The 14,975-nt window shown below is 59.9% G+C and carries 16 protein-coding genes; 5 read left to right on the top strand and 11 right to left on the bottom strand.

All coding sequences use genetic code 11. The features are described 5' to 3' along the window. Window positions 1–68: 68 nt before the first annotated feature. Genes N1037_07785 through N1037_07770 form a run of 4 tightly spaced genes read left to right on the top strand, consistent with a single transcriptional unit; the run spans window position 69 to window position 3,877 of the window. On the top strand, window positions 69–941 hold the full coding sequence (locus N1037_07785; GenBank protein UWS80901.1) for a sugar ABC transporter permease: 873 nt from the start codon (window positions 69–71) through the stop codon (window positions 939–941). After that, window positions 934–1,830, top strand: coding sequence for a carbohydrate ABC transporter permease (locus N1037_07780; protein ID UWS80900.1), 897 nt, complete (start codon window positions 934–936; stop codon window positions 1,828–1,830). Before N1037_07785 ends, N1037_07780 begins: the two co-directional genes overlap by 8 nt. A gap of 4 nt (window positions 1,831–1,834) precedes the next feature. Beyond that, window positions 1,835–2,932 carry a sn-glycerol-3-phosphate ABC transporter ATP-binding protein UgpC gene (ugpC, locus tag N1037_07775; GenBank protein UWS80899.1) on the top strand — a complete coding sequence of 366 codons (1,098 nt, stop codon included), beginning with the start codon at window positions 1,835–1,837 and terminating at the stop codon, window positions 2,930–2,932. Continuing rightward, complete coding sequence (locus N1037_07770; GenBank protein UWS80898.1) at window positions 2,933–3,877, top strand: glucokinase; 945 nt, start codon at window positions 2,933–2,935, stop codon at window positions 3,875–3,877. 521 nt (window positions 3,878–4,398) lie between these two features. On the opposite strand, the gene N1037_07765 is transcribed toward N1037_07770, so the two are convergent. The 7 genes from N1037_07765 to N1037_07735 form a co-directional block, all read right to left on the bottom strand. Next, the gene (locus N1037_07765; protein UWS80897.1) at window positions 4,399–5,136 is read right to left on the bottom strand and encodes a thioesterase domain-containing protein; all 738 of its coding nucleotides are present in this window, start codon (window positions 5,134–5,136) and stop codon (window positions 4,399–4,401) included. A 79-nt stretch (window positions 5,137–5,215) separates the two neighbouring features. Continuing rightward, the gene (locus N1037_07760) at window positions 5,216–5,413 is read right to left on the bottom strand and encodes a hypothetical protein (GenBank protein UWS80896.1); all 198 of its coding nucleotides are present in this window, start codon (window positions 5,411–5,413) and stop codon (window positions 5,216–5,218) included. 220 nt (window positions 5,414–5,633) lie between these two features. Next, window positions 5,634–5,936: an AMP-binding protein gene (locus N1037_07755; protein UWS80895.1), complete on the bottom strand. Its 303-nt coding sequence runs from the start codon at window positions 5,934–5,936 to the stop codon at window positions 5,634–5,636. 437 nt (window positions 5,937–6,373) lie between these two features. Next, on the bottom strand, window positions 6,374–7,174 hold the full coding sequence (locus N1037_07750) for an SDR family NAD(P)-dependent oxidoreductase (protein ID UWS80894.1): 801 nt from the start codon (window positions 7,172–7,174) through the stop codon (window positions 6,374–6,376). Further along, window positions 7,174–8,112 (bottom strand): SDR family oxidoreductase, encoded by a 939-nt coding sequence (locus N1037_07745; protein ID UWS80893.1) that lies wholly within the window; start codon window positions 8,110–8,112, stop codon window positions 7,174–7,176. Before N1037_07745 ends, N1037_07750 begins: the two co-directional genes overlap by 1 nt. Continuing rightward, window positions 8,109–9,011, bottom strand: coding sequence for a bile acid:sodium symporter family protein (locus tag N1037_07740; GenBank protein ID UWS80892.1), 903 nt, complete (start codon window positions 9,009–9,011; stop codon window positions 8,109–8,111). Before N1037_07740 ends, N1037_07745 begins: the two co-directional genes overlap by 4 nt. Next, the gene (locus N1037_07735) at window positions 9,008–10,354 is read right to left on the bottom strand and encodes an NAD(P)-binding domain-containing protein (protein UWS80891.1); all 1,347 of its coding nucleotides are present in this window, start codon (window positions 10,352–10,354) and stop codon (window positions 9,008–9,010) included. The genes N1037_07740 and N1037_07735 overlap by 4 nt, the downstream gene beginning before the upstream one ends. Window positions 10,355–10,432: 78 nt before the next feature. On the opposite strand from N1037_07735, the gene N1037_07730 reads away from it, so the two are divergent. Next, window positions 10,433–11,101 carry a TetR family transcriptional regulator gene (locus N1037_07730; protein UWS80890.1) on the top strand — a complete coding sequence of 223 codons (669 nt, stop codon included), beginning with the start codon at window positions 10,433–10,435 and terminating at the stop codon, window positions 11,099–11,101. A gap of 65 nt (window positions 11,102–11,166) precedes the next feature. Here the strand turns inward: N1037_07730 and N1037_07725 are convergent, their stop codons facing one another. Genes N1037_07725 through ugpA form a run of 4 tightly spaced genes read right to left on the bottom strand, consistent with a single transcriptional unit; the run spans window position 11,167 to window position 14,937 of the window. Next, window positions 11,167–12,123, bottom strand: coding sequence for a glycerophosphodiester phosphodiesterase family protein (locus N1037_07725; protein ID UWS80889.1), 957 nt, complete (start codon window positions 12,121–12,123; stop codon window positions 11,167–11,169). Then, a complete protein-coding gene (locus tag N1037_07720) occupies window positions 12,123–13,193 on the bottom strand; it encodes a sn-glycerol-3-phosphate import ATP-binding protein UgpC (GenBank protein ID UWS80888.1) in 1,071 nt (356 codons plus the stop codon). Before N1037_07720 ends, N1037_07725 begins: the two co-directional genes overlap by 1 nt. Window positions 13,194–13,204: 11 nt before the next feature. Next, window positions 13,205–14,056 carry a sn-glycerol-3-phosphate ABC transporter permease UgpE gene (ugpE, locus tag N1037_07715; GenBank protein UWS80887.1) on the bottom strand — a complete coding sequence of 284 codons (852 nt, stop codon included), beginning with the start codon at window positions 14,054–14,056 and terminating at the stop codon, window positions 13,205–13,207. After that, on the bottom strand, window positions 14,056–14,937 hold the full coding sequence (gene ugpA, locus N1037_07710; GenBank protein UWS80886.1) for a sn-glycerol-3-phosphate ABC transporter permease UgpA: 882 nt from the start codon (window positions 14,935–14,937) through the stop codon (window positions 14,056–14,058). The genes ugpE and ugpA overlap by 1 nt, the downstream gene beginning before the upstream one ends. Between the last annotated feature and the right edge of the window lie 38 nt (window positions 14,938–14,975).

Here is a 14,975-nt window from a genome sequence, read left to right as displayed (position 1 = left end):
CCACTCACATGAGCTGTTCCGCCCGGGCAATTTTGCCAGGGCGGGACAAAACATAAAGGCACGATCCAATGCGCGCATGGCTGGAACGCCAGATCCCCAAGATGGTACTGGCCCCTTCGTTTGTGGCGATCCTCATCTTTGTTTATGGCTTCATCGCCTGGACAGCCTGGATCTCTCTGACCCGTTCAAAACTACTGCCCAAATACGATCTCTATGGGGTCATCCAGTATAAGCGGCTGTTTGCAGCACCGCGCTGGGACACCGCCATGGACAACCTGTTCCTGTTTGGCGCGCTATTCATCTGCATTTCCATGGCACTGGGACTGCTGTTGGCAATCCTGCTGGACCAGCGCATCCGCGTCGAAGGCGTGCTGCGCACCATCTATCTGTACCCCATGGCCCTGTCGATGATCGTCACCGGCACCGCCTGGAAATGGATCATGAACCCCGGCCTGGGGATCGAGGCCATGGTGCGGAACTGGGGCTATGACAGCTTTCGCTTCAACTGGGTAATTGACCCCGACATGGCGATCTATGCGGTGGTGATTGCCGGCGTCTGGCAGGCCTCTGGCTTTGTCATGGCGCTGTTTCTGGCCGGGCTGCGCAGCGTCGATGGTGAGATCATCAAGGCGGCGCAGATTGATGGCATTCCCGGCTGGCGGATCTATTCGGCCATTATCCTGCCCTCAATGGCGCCGATTTTCCTGTCCGCCTTTATCGTGCTGGCCCATCTGGCGATCAAGAGCTTTGATCTGGTGGTCGCCCTCACCGGGGGCGGCCCTGGCTATGCCACCGATCTGCCCGCAACCTATATGTATGCCATGGCCTTTTCGCGCGGTGACATTGGTCAGGCGGCGAGTTCCGCCATGGTGATGATGGGCGTGGTCTTTGCCATTGTTGTTCCCTATCTCTATTCCGAACTGAGGGCGAAACATGTCTGATTTTTCTGCCGCTCCTGCCGTGTCACCGCCCCTGCGCCCGGGGCAAATTGCCCTGCGCTGGCTGCTGTTTTCCCTGCTGGGCCTGTTTGCGCTGTTCTACCTGATGCCGCTTTTTGTCATGCTCACCACCTCGCTCAAAAGCCTGGAGGAAATCCGCAGTGGCAGCCTGGTGGCGCTGCCCCGCGAGGTCACGTTTGACGCCTGGCGCACCGCCTGGTCCGAGGCCTGCACCGGCATTCAATGCGAAGGACTGCGCCCCTATTTCTGGAACTCGGTACTGCTGGCGGTGCCAGCTGTGTTGATCTCCACCTTTCTGGGCGCCGCCAACGGCTATATCATTGCCCAGTGGAATTTTCGCGGCGCCAATCTGATCTTCTCAGCGATGTTGTTTGGCTGCTTCATCCCCTTTCAGGTGGTGCTGCTGCCCATGGCCCGGATGCTGGGGCTGATGGGGCTGGCGGGGACAATTCCGGGGCTGATCTTTGCCCATGTGGTCTACGGTATCGGCTTTACCACACTGTTTTTCCGCAACTTCTACGTCACCATCCCCGGTGATCTGGTGAAAGCGGCCAAGGTTGACGGCGCCGGGTTCTTTCGCATCTTCTGGTCGATATTCCTGCCGCTGAGCCTGCCGATTATCGTCGTCACAGTGATCTGGCAGTTCACCCAGATCTGGAATGATTTCCTGTTTGGCGTTAGCTTTAGCCAGGCGGGCACCCAGCCGGTGACTGTGGCGCTGAACAATATCGTCAACTCCACCACTGGCGTCAAAGAATACAACGTCGACATGGCCGCCGCGATCATTGCCGGTCTCCCCACCCTGTTGGTCTATGTGGTTGCAGGAAAATACTTTATTCGCGGCCTCACCGCCGGCTCTGTAAAAGGCTAATGCTATGACCCCGATCCTGGACATCCAGTCCCTCAGCAAAAACTACGGCGCGGTGGAAATCCTCAAGGAGGTCAATGTCGCCATCAACCCCGGCGATTTTCTGGTGCTTGTCGGCCCCTCGGGCTGCGGCAAATCCACCCTGCTCAATTGCATCGCCGGGCTGGAGCCGATCTCAGGCGGGTCGATCCGCATTGGCGGACGCGACATGACCCAGGTCAGCCCCAAGGACCGCGATATCGCCATGGTGTTTCAGTCCTATGCGCTCTACCCCACCATGACGGTGGCCAAAAACATCACCTTTGGCATGAAGGTGCGCGGCATAGATGCTGCCACCCAGGCCCGCAAACTGGCCGAGGTGGCGCAGCAGTTGCAGATTGAGCCGCTGCTGGATCGTCGCCCCGGCCAGCTGTCAGGCGGCCAACGGCAAAGGGTGGCCATGGGCCGCGCCCTGGTGCGCGATCCAAAACTGTTCCTGTTTGACGAGCCGCTGTCGAACCTGGATGCCAAGCTGCGGGTCAGTATGCGATCAGAAATCAAGAAACTGCACCAGAACCTGGGCGCCACCATGGTCTATGTCACCCATGACCAGATCGAGGCGATGACCCTGGCCACCAAAATTGTGGTGATGAAGGGCGGCGTGGTGCAACAGATCGGCACCCCAGCCGAGATCTACAACCACCCGGCCAATCTGTTTGTCGCCGATTTCATGGGCTCGCCCGCGATGAACCTGATCCCGGCGCGCACCCAACGGGCAGGCAGTGGCATCCAGATCGAAATCGCCCGCCCCGAGGGCACCCCGATGGTGCTGCAAAGCCCGCATTCGCAAGACCTGCCTGAGGATGTCATCCTGGGCCTGCGCCCCGAAGATATCGCCGAAGCCGGGTTCCGCAGCGGTGCATCGGTTCAGGCCGCCCAGTGCCGCATTGATCTGGTGGAACCGGCCGGCGCCGACACCTATGTGGTCTCGGAACTGGGGGGCAAACAGGTCACCGCACGGCTGCATGCCGAAACCAAAGCCCAGCCTGGCACCCTGCTGGATCTGGCCTTTGATCTCGGTAAGGTGTCCTTCTTTGCGCCGGATACCGGCGAGCGGTTGAACTAGATGCGGCGTCTGGTTGCAGATCTTGGCGGCACCAATTGCCGTCTGGCGCGGAGCACGGCAGCAGGCCAGCCATTGCAGGCGGTGCAGAGCTACCGGAACGAAGATTTTGCCAGCTTTTCAGATCTGCTGGAGCGCTATCTCAGGGATACAGAGCAGACCGCGATTACCGAGATGGTGATTGCGGTTGCCGGTCCGGTCAATGGATCTGCGGGGGACCAACATGCCCAGGTAACCAATCGCGGCTGGGATCTCTCGGCGCGGGATCTGTCCCAGGACATGGGCAATATTGCGGTCTGTTTGCTAAATGATCTCAGCGCATTGGGGCATAGTCTCGCTGAGCTGTCGGAACACGACCTCGCTGAGATCCAGCCACTAGGCACGGCAGATCCTCAGGGGCAAAAGCTGGTCATCGGGATCGGCACCGGGTTTAATGTCAGCCCGGTGATTGCTGCGGATCACGGCGTTGTCAGTCTGAAATCTGAATTTGGCCATGTCGCCTTGCCGCTGGATCTGTATCAGGCGCTGCAGGCGCAGATCGGCGCCAAAGCCACTGATTTCACCACCATAGAGCGCTGCTTTTCCGGCCGTGGCTTTGCGGCGCTCTATGCGGCCTGGGCACCGGATGCCCCGCCGCTGCACAATGCCGCTGCGATCATGGCAGCCTCTTCTCACAATGATAGCGTCGCGGCCTTTACCGGGTTCTACGCAGAACTCCTGGCACTGCTAAGCCGCAACCTCATCAAGGGGTTTTTGCCCCGTGGCGGGCTGTATTTTGCCGGAACCCTGGCCCGTAATCTGCTGACGAGCCCCGCCAAATCCGCCTTTTTACAGGCCTATGGGCGGCCAGATCCCCAGTTCCCGGAGCTGACCGCCCCGGTGTTTTGCATCCTTGATGACGGGGCCGCCTTGAAAGGCTGCGCCGGGGTTGCGCTGCCAAACCGGTGATCTCTGGCCTCCTGACCTGCGCAAACCAGCCGGGGTGCCGCTACACCGCTGCCAACTCCCCTGCCGCCTGCTCTGCCTGTGCCCCTTGCCCTGCCTGTGCCCCTTGCTCTGCCTGTGCCCCTGCTCTGCCTGCGCCAGCCAGAACAACAGGTCGGGGGTGCAGTCTTTGGTGTCTTTTGCAGGTGCCAACAAAGACAAGGCCCTGTGAAACTTCCCTTGCTTGGCCAGGCAAATCCCCAAGGCAATCGAGATATCCGATCGGGTCGCACCAAGTTTATTGGCGTGCACCAACACCGCCGTTGCCTCCTCCATGCGGTCTGTTTGTTGCAGAAGGTCCGCATAGATCACCTCAAGCTCACGTATCCGCTTACCGGCCAAATGAGCGCTGGCGCTGGCGCGCGCTATCTCGACCTCTGCCAGCGCCGCCTGCGGGTTCTGCAAGCGCAGCCCCGTGCCAGGCCAGGGCAGGAACCCCCTTGGGTGGCAGCAGGTCGGCAGTCTCGATCCAATCCGCCAGCATATCAGTGCACTCTTTCCCCATATCCAAGGCCAGCTGATCGGCAACCAAGGCCGCCCAGGGTGGAAAAAACATGGGTGCGCCGCCGTTTTTCAGCCCGAATAGCCTCCCGGCCCCAGGTCGGATCCACCGGCCACTGTCTTCGAAACACCGGCCCATGATCGATAACCGTCAGGCCGGCAGGCGCAGACCCCAACGCTGCAAGCTGGCGCGCGGTTTCAAATGCCTCGGCACCGCCATAGGAAAACCCGGTCAGATGCAGTTTGGCCTCTGGATAGCTGTGATCCAGAACCCTTGCATAACAGCGCGTGTGATCCGCAAAGCTGCGCGGGGTGGCCAAGGCCGCAGCCACAGGTCTTTGCATTAAATAGCAGTTCAGATCCTGGGGCGCCTGGGCCATTATATCCGTCAGATTTGGCCCTGTCGGCACCAGGCCGGGCAGAAAGACAAGCGGGTCAGGTCCACTGCCTGCTTTGGTGCAGACCAGGGCTTGGTGCCATCCTTGCAAAATAGCCGGAGCCAGATCCGCCCCGATGTCCCCTTCTGCACCGCCATGCAAGCGGGGTGCGGGGTTAAATTCTGGGTCATATGCCGCATTCCGGGATGTAAAACGAGTCGCAAAGAGCGCCTTGCTACGACGCGGCAGCGCTCTGCGGTCCAGTTTACCCGAGGGGGTCAGAGGCAGCGCATCACACTGGGCCACCAGTGCTGGAACCCAGGCCGAGGACCGATTTGCCTGCAATAGCATTCCCCACAAAGAGGGTGTGGCAAAGAAATGATGCGGCGCGGTATCGCGCAGGCACTCAACAATATGCCAGGGATCACGGCGCTGGTCGACAGCAGCCGATCACCAGAGCGCAGGCGGGTTGGTCCCCATAGTGATCAAAGGCCCGGGCCAACAGCTCTCCCACCGGCGGGCTTGGGGCGACGACATCACAGGAAAGCACCCGCGAGCGCCCCTCCTGGGCGCTGACCTGGGGGATGCCCAGCGCCAGAGCCTGCTCCAGTGTCTGCTCCAAAGCAGCACAGATATGGGCGATACATGCAGGAATTTCGCCATCGCCTCAAGGGCAGACCAGGTCTGCGCGCCAATCTGCAGCGGCGTGCTTTTGCCACCATAAGAAGGCTGTGCCGGCGGGGCAAAGTCAAAGGGCAGTGGTGCGAATGAGGCCGGGTTCTGCGCGACAGCCGCCCCCTGGGGCTGCTGTTCCAGATCTCTGGCGTAATCGGCAAAATCATTCAGGCGGCGATCCGCTTTCCCGCAGAGATTTGCACCAGTATTTGCACCGGCTTTTGCACAGGAAGACTGCCCATAGAGCTGCCCCAGCTCCTTGCAGAACTTCCCCACTGACCAGCCATCCATCCATGGATATGAAACAGCGGCATGGAGCAGAGCGAGATATCCAGATCGTTCAGCTCCACCGACTGGGCGATATTGCCGCAGGAGATCGCCAAGTTCTGCTGGCTCAGCTGCACCATCTTGGGGCGCGCCGTGGTGCCTGAGGTATGCAGGATAAGCCCCGCTGCGCTGGGCTCAGACATGGCTGGCAAATCGTGCCCCGGCCGGGGGATTGAAACAGCGCATCATCAAGCGTCAGGCTGGCAACACCCACAGCGGCAACTGCGGCATAGGCTGCGGCGCAGGCGCCCTCTCCCACCAGCCCAACCACGGCTTTAGATCCTTGAGATAAAAAGAAATTCTTCGGTGGTATAGTTTGGGTTCAAAGGCGCCGCCGCATGGGCGTGCAGGCAGGCCAGAAACCCAAGCGCAGCATGACGGGCCAGCGCACAATTGTCCTCCAAATGTACCACAGCCCCCCAAATTTAACGATGCAATGCCGCAGGACGACGAAATCGATTGAATAAAAGTCTCCTATTCGCCGTACCATGAAAGATCAAAAGATCCGTTCCTAAACCCGCGTTTTGCGTTAACTTTGGTTAACAACTGGGCCGGGATGGTCATCATTGCGCCAGTTGATCTACTGTTCCTTTGCAAGACCTGCGCCGATCTTTCGCTGCATCAGCCATTCAAAAAGTCCCGGCGACACTCGGTTGATGATCCAGGACAATCGCGCCACCCGCCCCACGGGAATGACGCTTTTGCCCCGCTTCAGCCCCTTAAGGATCTCTGCCGCAGCCTCTTCGGGGGTCATGTAATCCACCCCGTCCACCGCCGCCCCTGGGCGGGCAATGCCATTGGTTTTGGCCTCGGATCGGCCAATATTGGTCGCCACAAAACTGGGCGCGGCAATCGCCACCCGGACCCCGTATTGCTTTTCCTCAGATCGCAGGGATTTGAAGAACCCCTCCAGCGCGTGTTTGCTGGCGGCATAGGCGGTGCGGTGCAACAGCGGGCTAAACCCGGCAACCGATGAGATCGCCAGATGGGTGCCCTTGGCCCGGCGCAGGTCCCCGAGCAGGGCCTGGGCCATTTCCGTTGCCGCAAAGTAATTGATATCAAAAACCTTTCGATGCGCCTCTGGGCTCAGATCGGCGCAGGCGCCAATCCAGGTGATGCCCGCATTATAGACCACCAGATCAATTGAGCCCTGATCGTCACGGATCTGCTCACACAGCGTGCCCATGGCGGCGGCATCCGTCAGATCACAGCCAATGACTTGCCGCCCCTTCACTGCAGGCAGAGCCGCAAGCGCAGGTCCCGGCAAGTCGATCAAGACTGTAGACCAGCCCGCCTGGCGCAACCCCGCATCCAGGGCCAGGCCCAGCCCCCCTGCTCCGCCGGTGATAATAGCCGTTTTGTTGTGGTTCCCGTTTGTCATCACAGCCCCGCCGCCTTTTGCCAAAGCGAAAAAACCTCGGCGCTGGTAAGGTCAGGCACATAGCCAAACCGCGTCTTCAGGGCGCTGTTATCCAGCACCGGACGATATTGCAGGAACCGCACCTGAGCCGGACCATAGCGCGACAGTTTCAAAGGATGAGCGATGGCCAGCGCCACCTTAAGCCCCCAGGCCGGCAGGCGCAGCACTGGTTTATTCATCGCCCGCGCCAGATCCGAAACCCCCAGCGCCCCGTCACCGGCCACGTTGAAAATTCCCGGCGGCCCCTCTGCCACTGCCCGTTTCAGAATCCGTGCCAGATCGCGGGTCCAGATAAAGACAAAGGGGCTGTCACAGCCCGCAATGGCCAACAGGCGTGGTTTGTGAAACAGCGCGGTGATTTGGTTCTCCAGCCCCGCCCCCAGCACGGTCCCAACCCGCAGCACCACCTGCTCCAACGCAGGGGTATCGGCGCGGGCTGTCGCCAGCATTTCTTCGACCTGGCGCTTATGGTCCGAATAGGCGAACTCGCGGTTGCCCCGGACGGGATCGCTCTCAGTCAGTGGCTGCGCATTGTCCGCATGATAGCCATAGGCCGCCCCGGAAGAGGTCACCACCAGACGTTTGACCCCGTGGCTCACACAGGCCGCAAGCACATTGCGCGAGCCAACAACATCCACCGCGTGGGCAAAATCACGCGTCGTTGGCGCAACAATGGAGGCCAGATGGATCACCACATCCGGGCGCTCTTGCCCGATCAGCCGATCAGGATCATCGCCGCGCACGTCAAGTGGCACAAACCGGATCCCCGCAGGCAGAACTGCCGGCGACCGTATATCCGTCGCCACCACCTCATAGGGGCTGCCCGCGTCCTGCGCCAACGCGTGCAGCAGGGCTGAGCCAACATCCCCTGCAGCACCAGTGATCAGAACCTTTGTCATCGTCTTGCCTCCCGCCGGGACATGATTTGGGCCAGGCAGAGACCGGACACCGCGTGCCAAATCCCCCAAAGTGCCGCCACCACGGCCATGCCGCCCAGACCGTTAAAAAAGCCAAAGATCAGCACCAGCCCCAGGCCCGAGTTCTGAATGCCGGTCTCGATGGTGATGGCGCGCCGATCATAGTCGCTCAGCCCCGCCAGCGAAGCGGTGCCATAGCCCGCAGCCAGCGCGATGGCGTTATGCAGCACCACCAGCCCGCCCACAAAAGGCGCAAACTGCAGAAAGAAGGCCCAATTCGCCGCAAGCGCCAGCACCACAAAGGCCAGAAAGATCAGCATCGACAGGTTCTGCATTGGCCGCCGCACCCGGTCGGCCAATGCCGGGCGGCGACTGTTGAGAAAAATCCCCAGCACCAGCGGCAGCACCAACATCAGCGACACCGTTACCGCAATCTGCACCGGGTCGATCGCGACCCGGTTCAAAATCTCTCGCGTCGGCGCGTAAAGCTGGCCCCAAAAGGCGATGTTGAACGGGGTGATCAGGATCGCCCCAACGGTGGCAAAGGCGGTCATCGACACCGACAGCGCCGCGTTACCCCCGGCCCGATGGGTGATGAAGTTTGAGATATTGCCACCCGGACAGGCGGCAACCAGGATCAGCCCCAGCGCAATAGAGGCCCGAGGCTCCACTATAAGCACCAGCAAAAAGCTCAGCGCGGGCAGCACGATAAACTGCGAAATCAACCCGGTCACTACAGGTTTGGGAGCCCGTGCCAGTCGGGCAAAGTCGCTGGGCTTGAGATCCAGCGCGATGGAAAACATCACGATGGCAAGAATGGCGTTCATCACCATCAAGCTGGCACCGCTGAAGTTCAGAACAACTGTATCAAGATCGGTCATGCCCGCCCCCCGGTCAGGGCCGCGATCCAGCCGGTAACGGCCTTGCGGTAGGTTGCCTTGTCCACGTAATAGGCCATACGCGCCAGTTTCAGGTAGTTCATACCGCCGGTTGCCCGCTCAAACCCTGCGGATTTTTCCCGTTTCAGCTGCGCCGCCCCCGCAGAGCCATCCCGCAGCCCCTTGATATAGCGCGCCACCATTTCCGCCTGTTCATGGCGCCCCTGCCAGCCCAGCCCCGAGGCCTCGACCATGCCCAGCACAAACAGGTCGTCGCGTTTGGGATGCATGCAATTGAGGTAGAGATGTGGTGCCGCGCCTTGCCAGTTCAGCAGCTCTTTGTCGATAAAGGGGTAGTGCAGCAAATAGCCGGTGGCGGTCAGGATCATGTCATAATCCGCCTGTGAGCCATCGGTAAAATGCACCGTTTTGCCGTCGATATGGTCGATATCCGGGCGCACAGTCAGGTCGCCATGGCCCGCATGAAACAGGATCAGCGAGTTCACCACCGGGTGGCTCTCATAGAGCGCATAATCCGGTTTGGGAAAGCCGTATTTTTGCGGGTCGCCAACAAACCATTTCAGGATCATCCCATCGACCCGGCGCTTTAGCCACATCGGCAGGCGAATGGCACCGCCCATGGTATCCGCCGGTTTGCCAAAGACGTATTTGGGCACAAAATAGTATCCGCGCCGCATCGAGATATCGCAGCTCACCCCGTGATGAATGGCATCCACGGCAATGTCGCAACCGGAATTCCCCGCCCCGACAATCAACACCCGCTTGTCGGCAAACTGGCGCGGGTCGCGGTACTGGGCCGAATGGATCTGCTCGCCGTCAAAGTGACCTTTGAAGCTGGGTAGATTGGGCTCTGCCAGAGTGCCATTGGCGATCAATACACCGGCAAAGACCGCGCTGTGCTCCTGCCCCTCGCCATCGCGCCAGGTCACGCGCCAGCCATCGCCGCTGCCCCCCAGGGGATCACAGGACAGCACCTGACAGTTAAAAGCGTAGTCTTTGTAGAGATCATAGTGACGGGCAAAATCGCAAAAATAGCGGCGCATTTCCCAGTGCGAGGGGTATTCGGCAACCTCTTCGGCCATTGGAAAGTCGTGAAATTGAGTCATCTTTTTGGACGAAATCAAATGCGCGGTTTCATACATGGTCGATTGCGGCGCATCGATGTCCCACAGCCCCCCCACGTCCGAATGCAGCTCGAACCCCTGAAAGGGAATGCCCTGTTCTTTCAACAGTTTTGCCATGGCCAGCCCCATGGGCCCCGCCCCAATCAGTGCAAACCTATCCGCCGCGACGCTCTCTTGCGCCGCGTTTGTCTGTGCCGTCATCATTTTTCCTCCCTGGTGCGCCATCAGGCGCTCTTTTAAATTGAACGACTGTTAAAAATAGGGCAAGATATTTCTGCCATGACCGAAAAAGTGAAAGAAAATCAACGACAACGTGCGCCGAGCAAGCGCTCTTTGGCGACTCGTGAGCGCATTTTTGATGCCGCAGAGCAGCTGTTTTCAGAGCGTGGGTTTGAAGGGGCTTCGATTCGTGACATCGCCCGCGCCGCCGATGTGCAGGGGGCGCTGGTCAATCATCACGGCGGCAGCAAAGAGGCGCTGTTTGCCACTGTGGTCACCCGGCGGGCGCAGGAACTGGCCCGGCTCAGACAAGATGCCCTGGCGCAGGCAAAGGCTGAAGGTCCGCTCACCCTGCGCCGGATTCTGACCTGCTTTATTGCGCCTTTCATCGACAAGACCCTGAACGGCGGCGCCGCCTGGTCGGCCTATGGTCGGCTGATCGCCCATGTCTCGTCGGATGTGCGCTGGCAGCATATTGCGCAGATCTGTTTTGACCCAACCGTCAGGGTCTTTCTGGCGGAGATTGCAGCAATCCTGCCCGAGAGCTCGCAGCAAAAGATCAGCACCCATTTTGTCTTTATGGTCTCTGCAATGCTGTCCCTTTGCACCTCGCGCTGGCGTATTGCAGGCCTCGCAGACAGCGACCCCCCGCAGGATGCAGCCGGGGACCTGGCTGCGGATCTCACCGCGCACTTGTTGGCCTTTTGCGAGGCGGGATTTAGATCCTAGGGCCAGGCACCCGGCCCCATACAGCGCGCCAGTGTCAGTGCCAGAGCCTGTGCAAGAACCCGCGCCTAAACGGCCATTGCCGCCTGTTCCGTCCAAACATGGTCCAGCGCCAGCAACCTGCGCTGCACCCGGCCTGGGTAGTCGGTGACAATGCCATCAACGCCCAAAGCAATCATCCGGTCGATATCTGCCATCTCATTCACCGTCCAGACCGCAACCCGCAGGCCCAGGGCATGTGCCCGCGCGACCTGCGCTGCGGTCACATCCAGGTAATAGGGGCACCACAGCGCGCCACCTGCCTGTGCCACCAGGTCAGGCGGGCTGGCGTCGGCCTCAGTCAGACCGGGAATCGCAGGGGTGGCGTGATCTTCGCCGATATCCGCTGCATTTTGCGGCATCTGCGTGAGAAAAGAGGTCGGCATTTCGGGCGCCTGGCGGGCACATTCCGCCAAAAGCGCCCAGTCAAAGCTGTGCATCAAGGTGCGCTGCGTCAGTCCCAGGGCGCGAACGTCCGCCACCACCGCCGCCACAACGGCGGCGCGGGCCGAGGCATCCTGTAGTGTCTCAGGGTCGGATTTGATCTCAAGCATCAGATGCACATCCTGATAACCCGGCTGGGCAATCAAGGCACAGAGATCGCTGAGACGTGGAATGCGAGCGCCATAGAGAAAAGCCTGATCGGGAAAGCGCTGGCCGTATTCGCTGCGACCATCCAACCCGCCCACATCCATCTCGGCCAGATAGGCCCAATCCAGATCTGACACCCTGGGCTCTGCCCCCTGCAGCCAGTTGCCGGCCCCGTCCCGCACGATCGAGCCCGTCAGGCTGTGATTATGGGTGATCACCGGCACCCCGTCGCGGCTCATCACCACGTCGAATTCCAACAGGCGCACCCCACAGTTCAGGGTAAAGGCAAAGCCCTCCATGGTGTTTTCCGGCATCACACCGCGCGCACCGCGATGCCCGATCACCCGGATCAGACCATCGCCACCGGTAAAGGCCGCCAGCTGGGGGAACTGCATCACGCCTCCAGCCGTTTTTCGGTCTTGGCGTCGAACAGGTGCAGCAGCTCTGGTGCGGCAGAAAACCGATGCTGCGCACCGGCCTGGGTAGACACATGCCCCGAAACCGAGGCCACCATGGCGTGAGTGGTGCCGCTGAGCATGCCATGCAACAGTGTGTTGGCGCCCAGTTGTTCCACCATATCCACATCAATGGCAATGGGGCCGTTTTCATCCGCCACCAGATGTTCGGGGCGAATGCCCAACAAAACCGACCCCGCCTGCGCCTGTGCCTCAGACAGCTGCGGCGCCGCAAGTTTGGCGCCATTTGGCAGCCCCATGCCGTCGGCCGCTACCGTGACGGGGATAAAGTTCATCGCCGGACTGCCAATGAAACCGGCCACAAAGACCGACGCCGGGCGGTCATACAGCTCAATCGGGGTGCCGAACTGCTCAACATAGCCTCCGTTCAGAACCATCAGACGATCGCCAAGGGTCATGGCCTCAACCTGATCATGGGTCACATAGATCGAGGTCACCCCCAGGCGCTGCTGCAGCTTGCGGATCTCCAGCCGCATCTGCACCCGCAGTTTGGCATCCAGGTTCGACAGGGGTTCGTCAAACAGGAACACCTGCGGATCGCGCACGATGGCCCGCCCCATGGCAACCCGCTGACGCTGGCCACCGGACAATTGCCGGGGTTTGCGGTCCAGATACTGACGGATTTCCAGAATATCGGCAGCCTCTTCAACACGCTGATTGATCTCAGCCTTGGAGAGTTTGCGGATCTTCAGCCCGTAAGCCATGTTTTCACGCACGCTCATATGCGGATAAAGCGCGTAGTTCTGAAACACCATGGCGATATCGCGCTTTGATGGCTCCAGCTCATTCACCCGACGCCCCGCAATTGCGATCTCGCCAGAGGTAACAGTCTCCAGCCCCGCCACCATGCGCAGCAGGGTGGATTTGTCGCAGCCCGAGGGGCCAACGATGACGATGAATTCGCCATCTTTGATCTCGCCCTCAACATGGTGCAGCACTTCGGTGGGACCATAGGATTTGGTCAGGTCGGTCAGTTTAATTTCAGCCATTGAGGGGCGTCCTATTTATCGGTTTCCGTCAAGCCCTGCACAAAGAGCTTTTGCATCGAGATGACGACAAAGATCGGTGGGATCATCGCCAAAAGGGCGGTCGTCATGATGATATTCCATTGCGGGCTTTGCTCGGCCGCCTCCAGCATCTGTTTGATCGACATGACGATGGTGGTCATCGAGGTATCCGTGGTGATCAGCAGCGGCCAAAGGTACTGGTTCCAGCCAAAGATGAAGAGGATCACAAACAGCGCCGCGATATTGGTGCGCGACAGCGGCAGCAGGATATCCCAGAAGAACCGCATCGGCCCTGCCCCATCAATGCGCGCACTTTCCAGCATCTCATCCGGCACCGTCAGGAACACCTGACGGAACATGAATGTTGCCGTCGCAGAGGCAATCAGCGGGATCGACAGCCCCCAATAGCTGTTCAGCATGCCAAGGTTGGCCACCACCTCAAAGGTGGGCAGGATCCGCACCTCAACCGGCAGCATCAGGGTGATGAAGATCATCCAGAAACAGGTCATACGGAAGGGAAAGCGGAAATAGACGATGGCAAAGGCCGAAAGCAGCGAGATGGCGATCTTGCCCAGCGCAATCATCATCGCCATGGCCAGGCTGTTGAACAACATCAGCCAGACCGGCGCGCCTTCGCTGCCGCTCAGCCCAGAGCCAAACAGCGTCTGTTTCAGATTGTCCCACAAATGCGTTCCCGGCCACAGGGGCAGCGGCACCTGGTTCATGCGGAACTGATCATGGGTGGCGGCGACAAAGGTGATCCAGATCGGCAAGGCAATGGCGATGACGCCAAGCACCAGCACAAAATGGGTGAGCAATGCGGTAAGTGGACGATTTTCAACCATCAGTATTCCACCTTTCTTTCAACATAGCGGAATTGGACAACGGTCATGGCAATGACCAGCACCATCAGGATCACCGACTGCGCCGCAGAACCGCCGAGATCAAGACCCACAAAGCCATCGTTGAAGACCTTGTAGACAAGGATCGTGGTAGAGGAGCCAGGCCCGCCTTGGGTCACGGCATGGATGATGCCGAAGGTTTCAAAGAAGGCGTAGACCATGTTGATGACCAGCAGGAAAAACGTGGTGGGCGAGATCAGCGGCAGGATGATAGAAAAGAACCTGCGCCCCGGCCCGGCGCCATCAATGGCGGCGGCCTCGATGACACTGTTCGGGATCGATTGCATGGCGGCGAGATAGAACAAAAAGTTATAGGCCACCTGTTTCCAGGCGGCAGCCATGACCACCAGCGCCATGGCCTGATTGCCATTCAGGTAGTGGTTCCAGTCGATGCCGAAAAAGTCCAGAAAATAGGGGAAAATCCCCAGTGTCGGGTTGAACATAAACACCCACAGCGCCCCGGCCAGAACCGGCGCAACCGCATAGGGCCAGATCAGCAGGGTGCGGTACATCATGGCGCCGCGCACCACCCGCTGGGCAAATCCTGCCAGGATCAGCGCCACCCCCATGGACAGCGCCGCCACCAAGAGCGAGAAAATGGCCGTCCGCCAAAAGGCATCCAGATAATGCTGGTCCCCCCAAAGAGCCTGGAAGTTCTCAAACCAGACAAATTCGGACCCCAGGCCAAAGGCATCCTCGATGAGAAACGACTGATACATCGCCTGGCTGGCGGGCCAGATAAAGAAAACCAGCGTAATCGCCAGCTGCGGTGCCACCAGCAGATAGGGCAGTGGCGAAGAAGGAAAATGGACGCGTTTCAGCATGGAGTGCCCCGTGTAGTACCCGGTAGAGAGTGGTGCCC

The organism is Phaeobacter sp. G2, from assembly GCA_025163595.1.
GTDB lineage: Bacteria > Pseudomonadota > Alphaproteobacteria > Rhodobacterales > Rhodobacteraceae > Pseudophaeobacter.
The sequence above is the reverse complement of the archived record's forward strand: the minus strand, read 5'-3'. Positions and strand labels throughout refer to the sequence as shown.

Bases quoted from the DNA above. Each gene is read 5' to 3' on its own strand.
- N1037_07785 (UWS80901.1), top strand. From the start codon at position 69: ATGCGCGCATGGCTGGAACGCCAGATCCCCAAGATGGTACTGGCCCCT.
- N1037_07780 (UWS80900.1), top strand. From the start codon at position 934: ATGTCTGATTTTTCTGCCGCTCCTGCCGTGTCACCGCCCCTGCGCCCG.
- ugpC (UWS80899.1), top strand. From the start codon at position 1,835: ATGACCCCGATCCTGGACATCCAGTCCCTCAGCAAAAACTACGGCGCG.
- N1037_07770 (UWS80898.1), top strand. From the start codon at position 2,933: ATGCGGCGTCTGGTTGCAGATCTTGGCGGCACCAATTGCCGTCTGGCG.
- N1037_07755 (UWS80895.1), bottom strand. From the start codon at position 5,936: ATGTCTGAGCCCAGCGCAGCGGGGCTTATCCTGCATACCTCAGGCACC.
- N1037_07750 (UWS80894.1), bottom strand. From the start codon at position 7,174: ATGACAAACGGGAACCACAACAAAACGGCTATTATCACCGGCGGAGCA.
- N1037_07745 (UWS80893.1), bottom strand. From the start codon at position 8,112: ATGACAAAGGTTCTGATCACTGGTGCTGCAGGGGATGTTGGCTCAGCC.
- N1037_07740 (UWS80892.1), bottom strand. From the start codon at position 9,011: ATGACCGATCTTGATACAGTTGTTCTGAACTTCAGCGGTGCCAGCTTG.
- N1037_07735 (UWS80891.1), bottom strand. From the start codon at position 10,354: ATGACGGCACAGACAAACGCGGCGCAAGAGAGCGTCGCGGCGGATAGG.
- N1037_07730 (UWS80890.1), top strand. From the start codon at position 10,433: ATGACCGAAAAAGTGAAAGAAAATCAACGACAACGTGCGCCGAGCAAG.
- N1037_07725 (UWS80889.1), bottom strand. From the start codon at position 12,123: ATGCAGTTCCCCCAGCTGGCGGCCTTTACCGGTGGCGATGGTCTGATC.
- N1037_07720 (UWS80888.1), bottom strand. From the start codon at position 13,193: ATGGCTGAAATTAAACTGACCGACCTGACCAAATCCTATGGTCCCACC.
- ugpE (UWS80887.1), bottom strand. From the start codon at position 14,056: ATGGTTGAAAATCGTCCACTTACCGCATTGCTCACCCATTTTGTGCTG.
- ugpA (UWS80886.1), bottom strand. From the start codon at position 14,937: ATGCTGAAACGCGTCCATTTTCCTTCTTCGCCACTGCCCTATCTGCTG.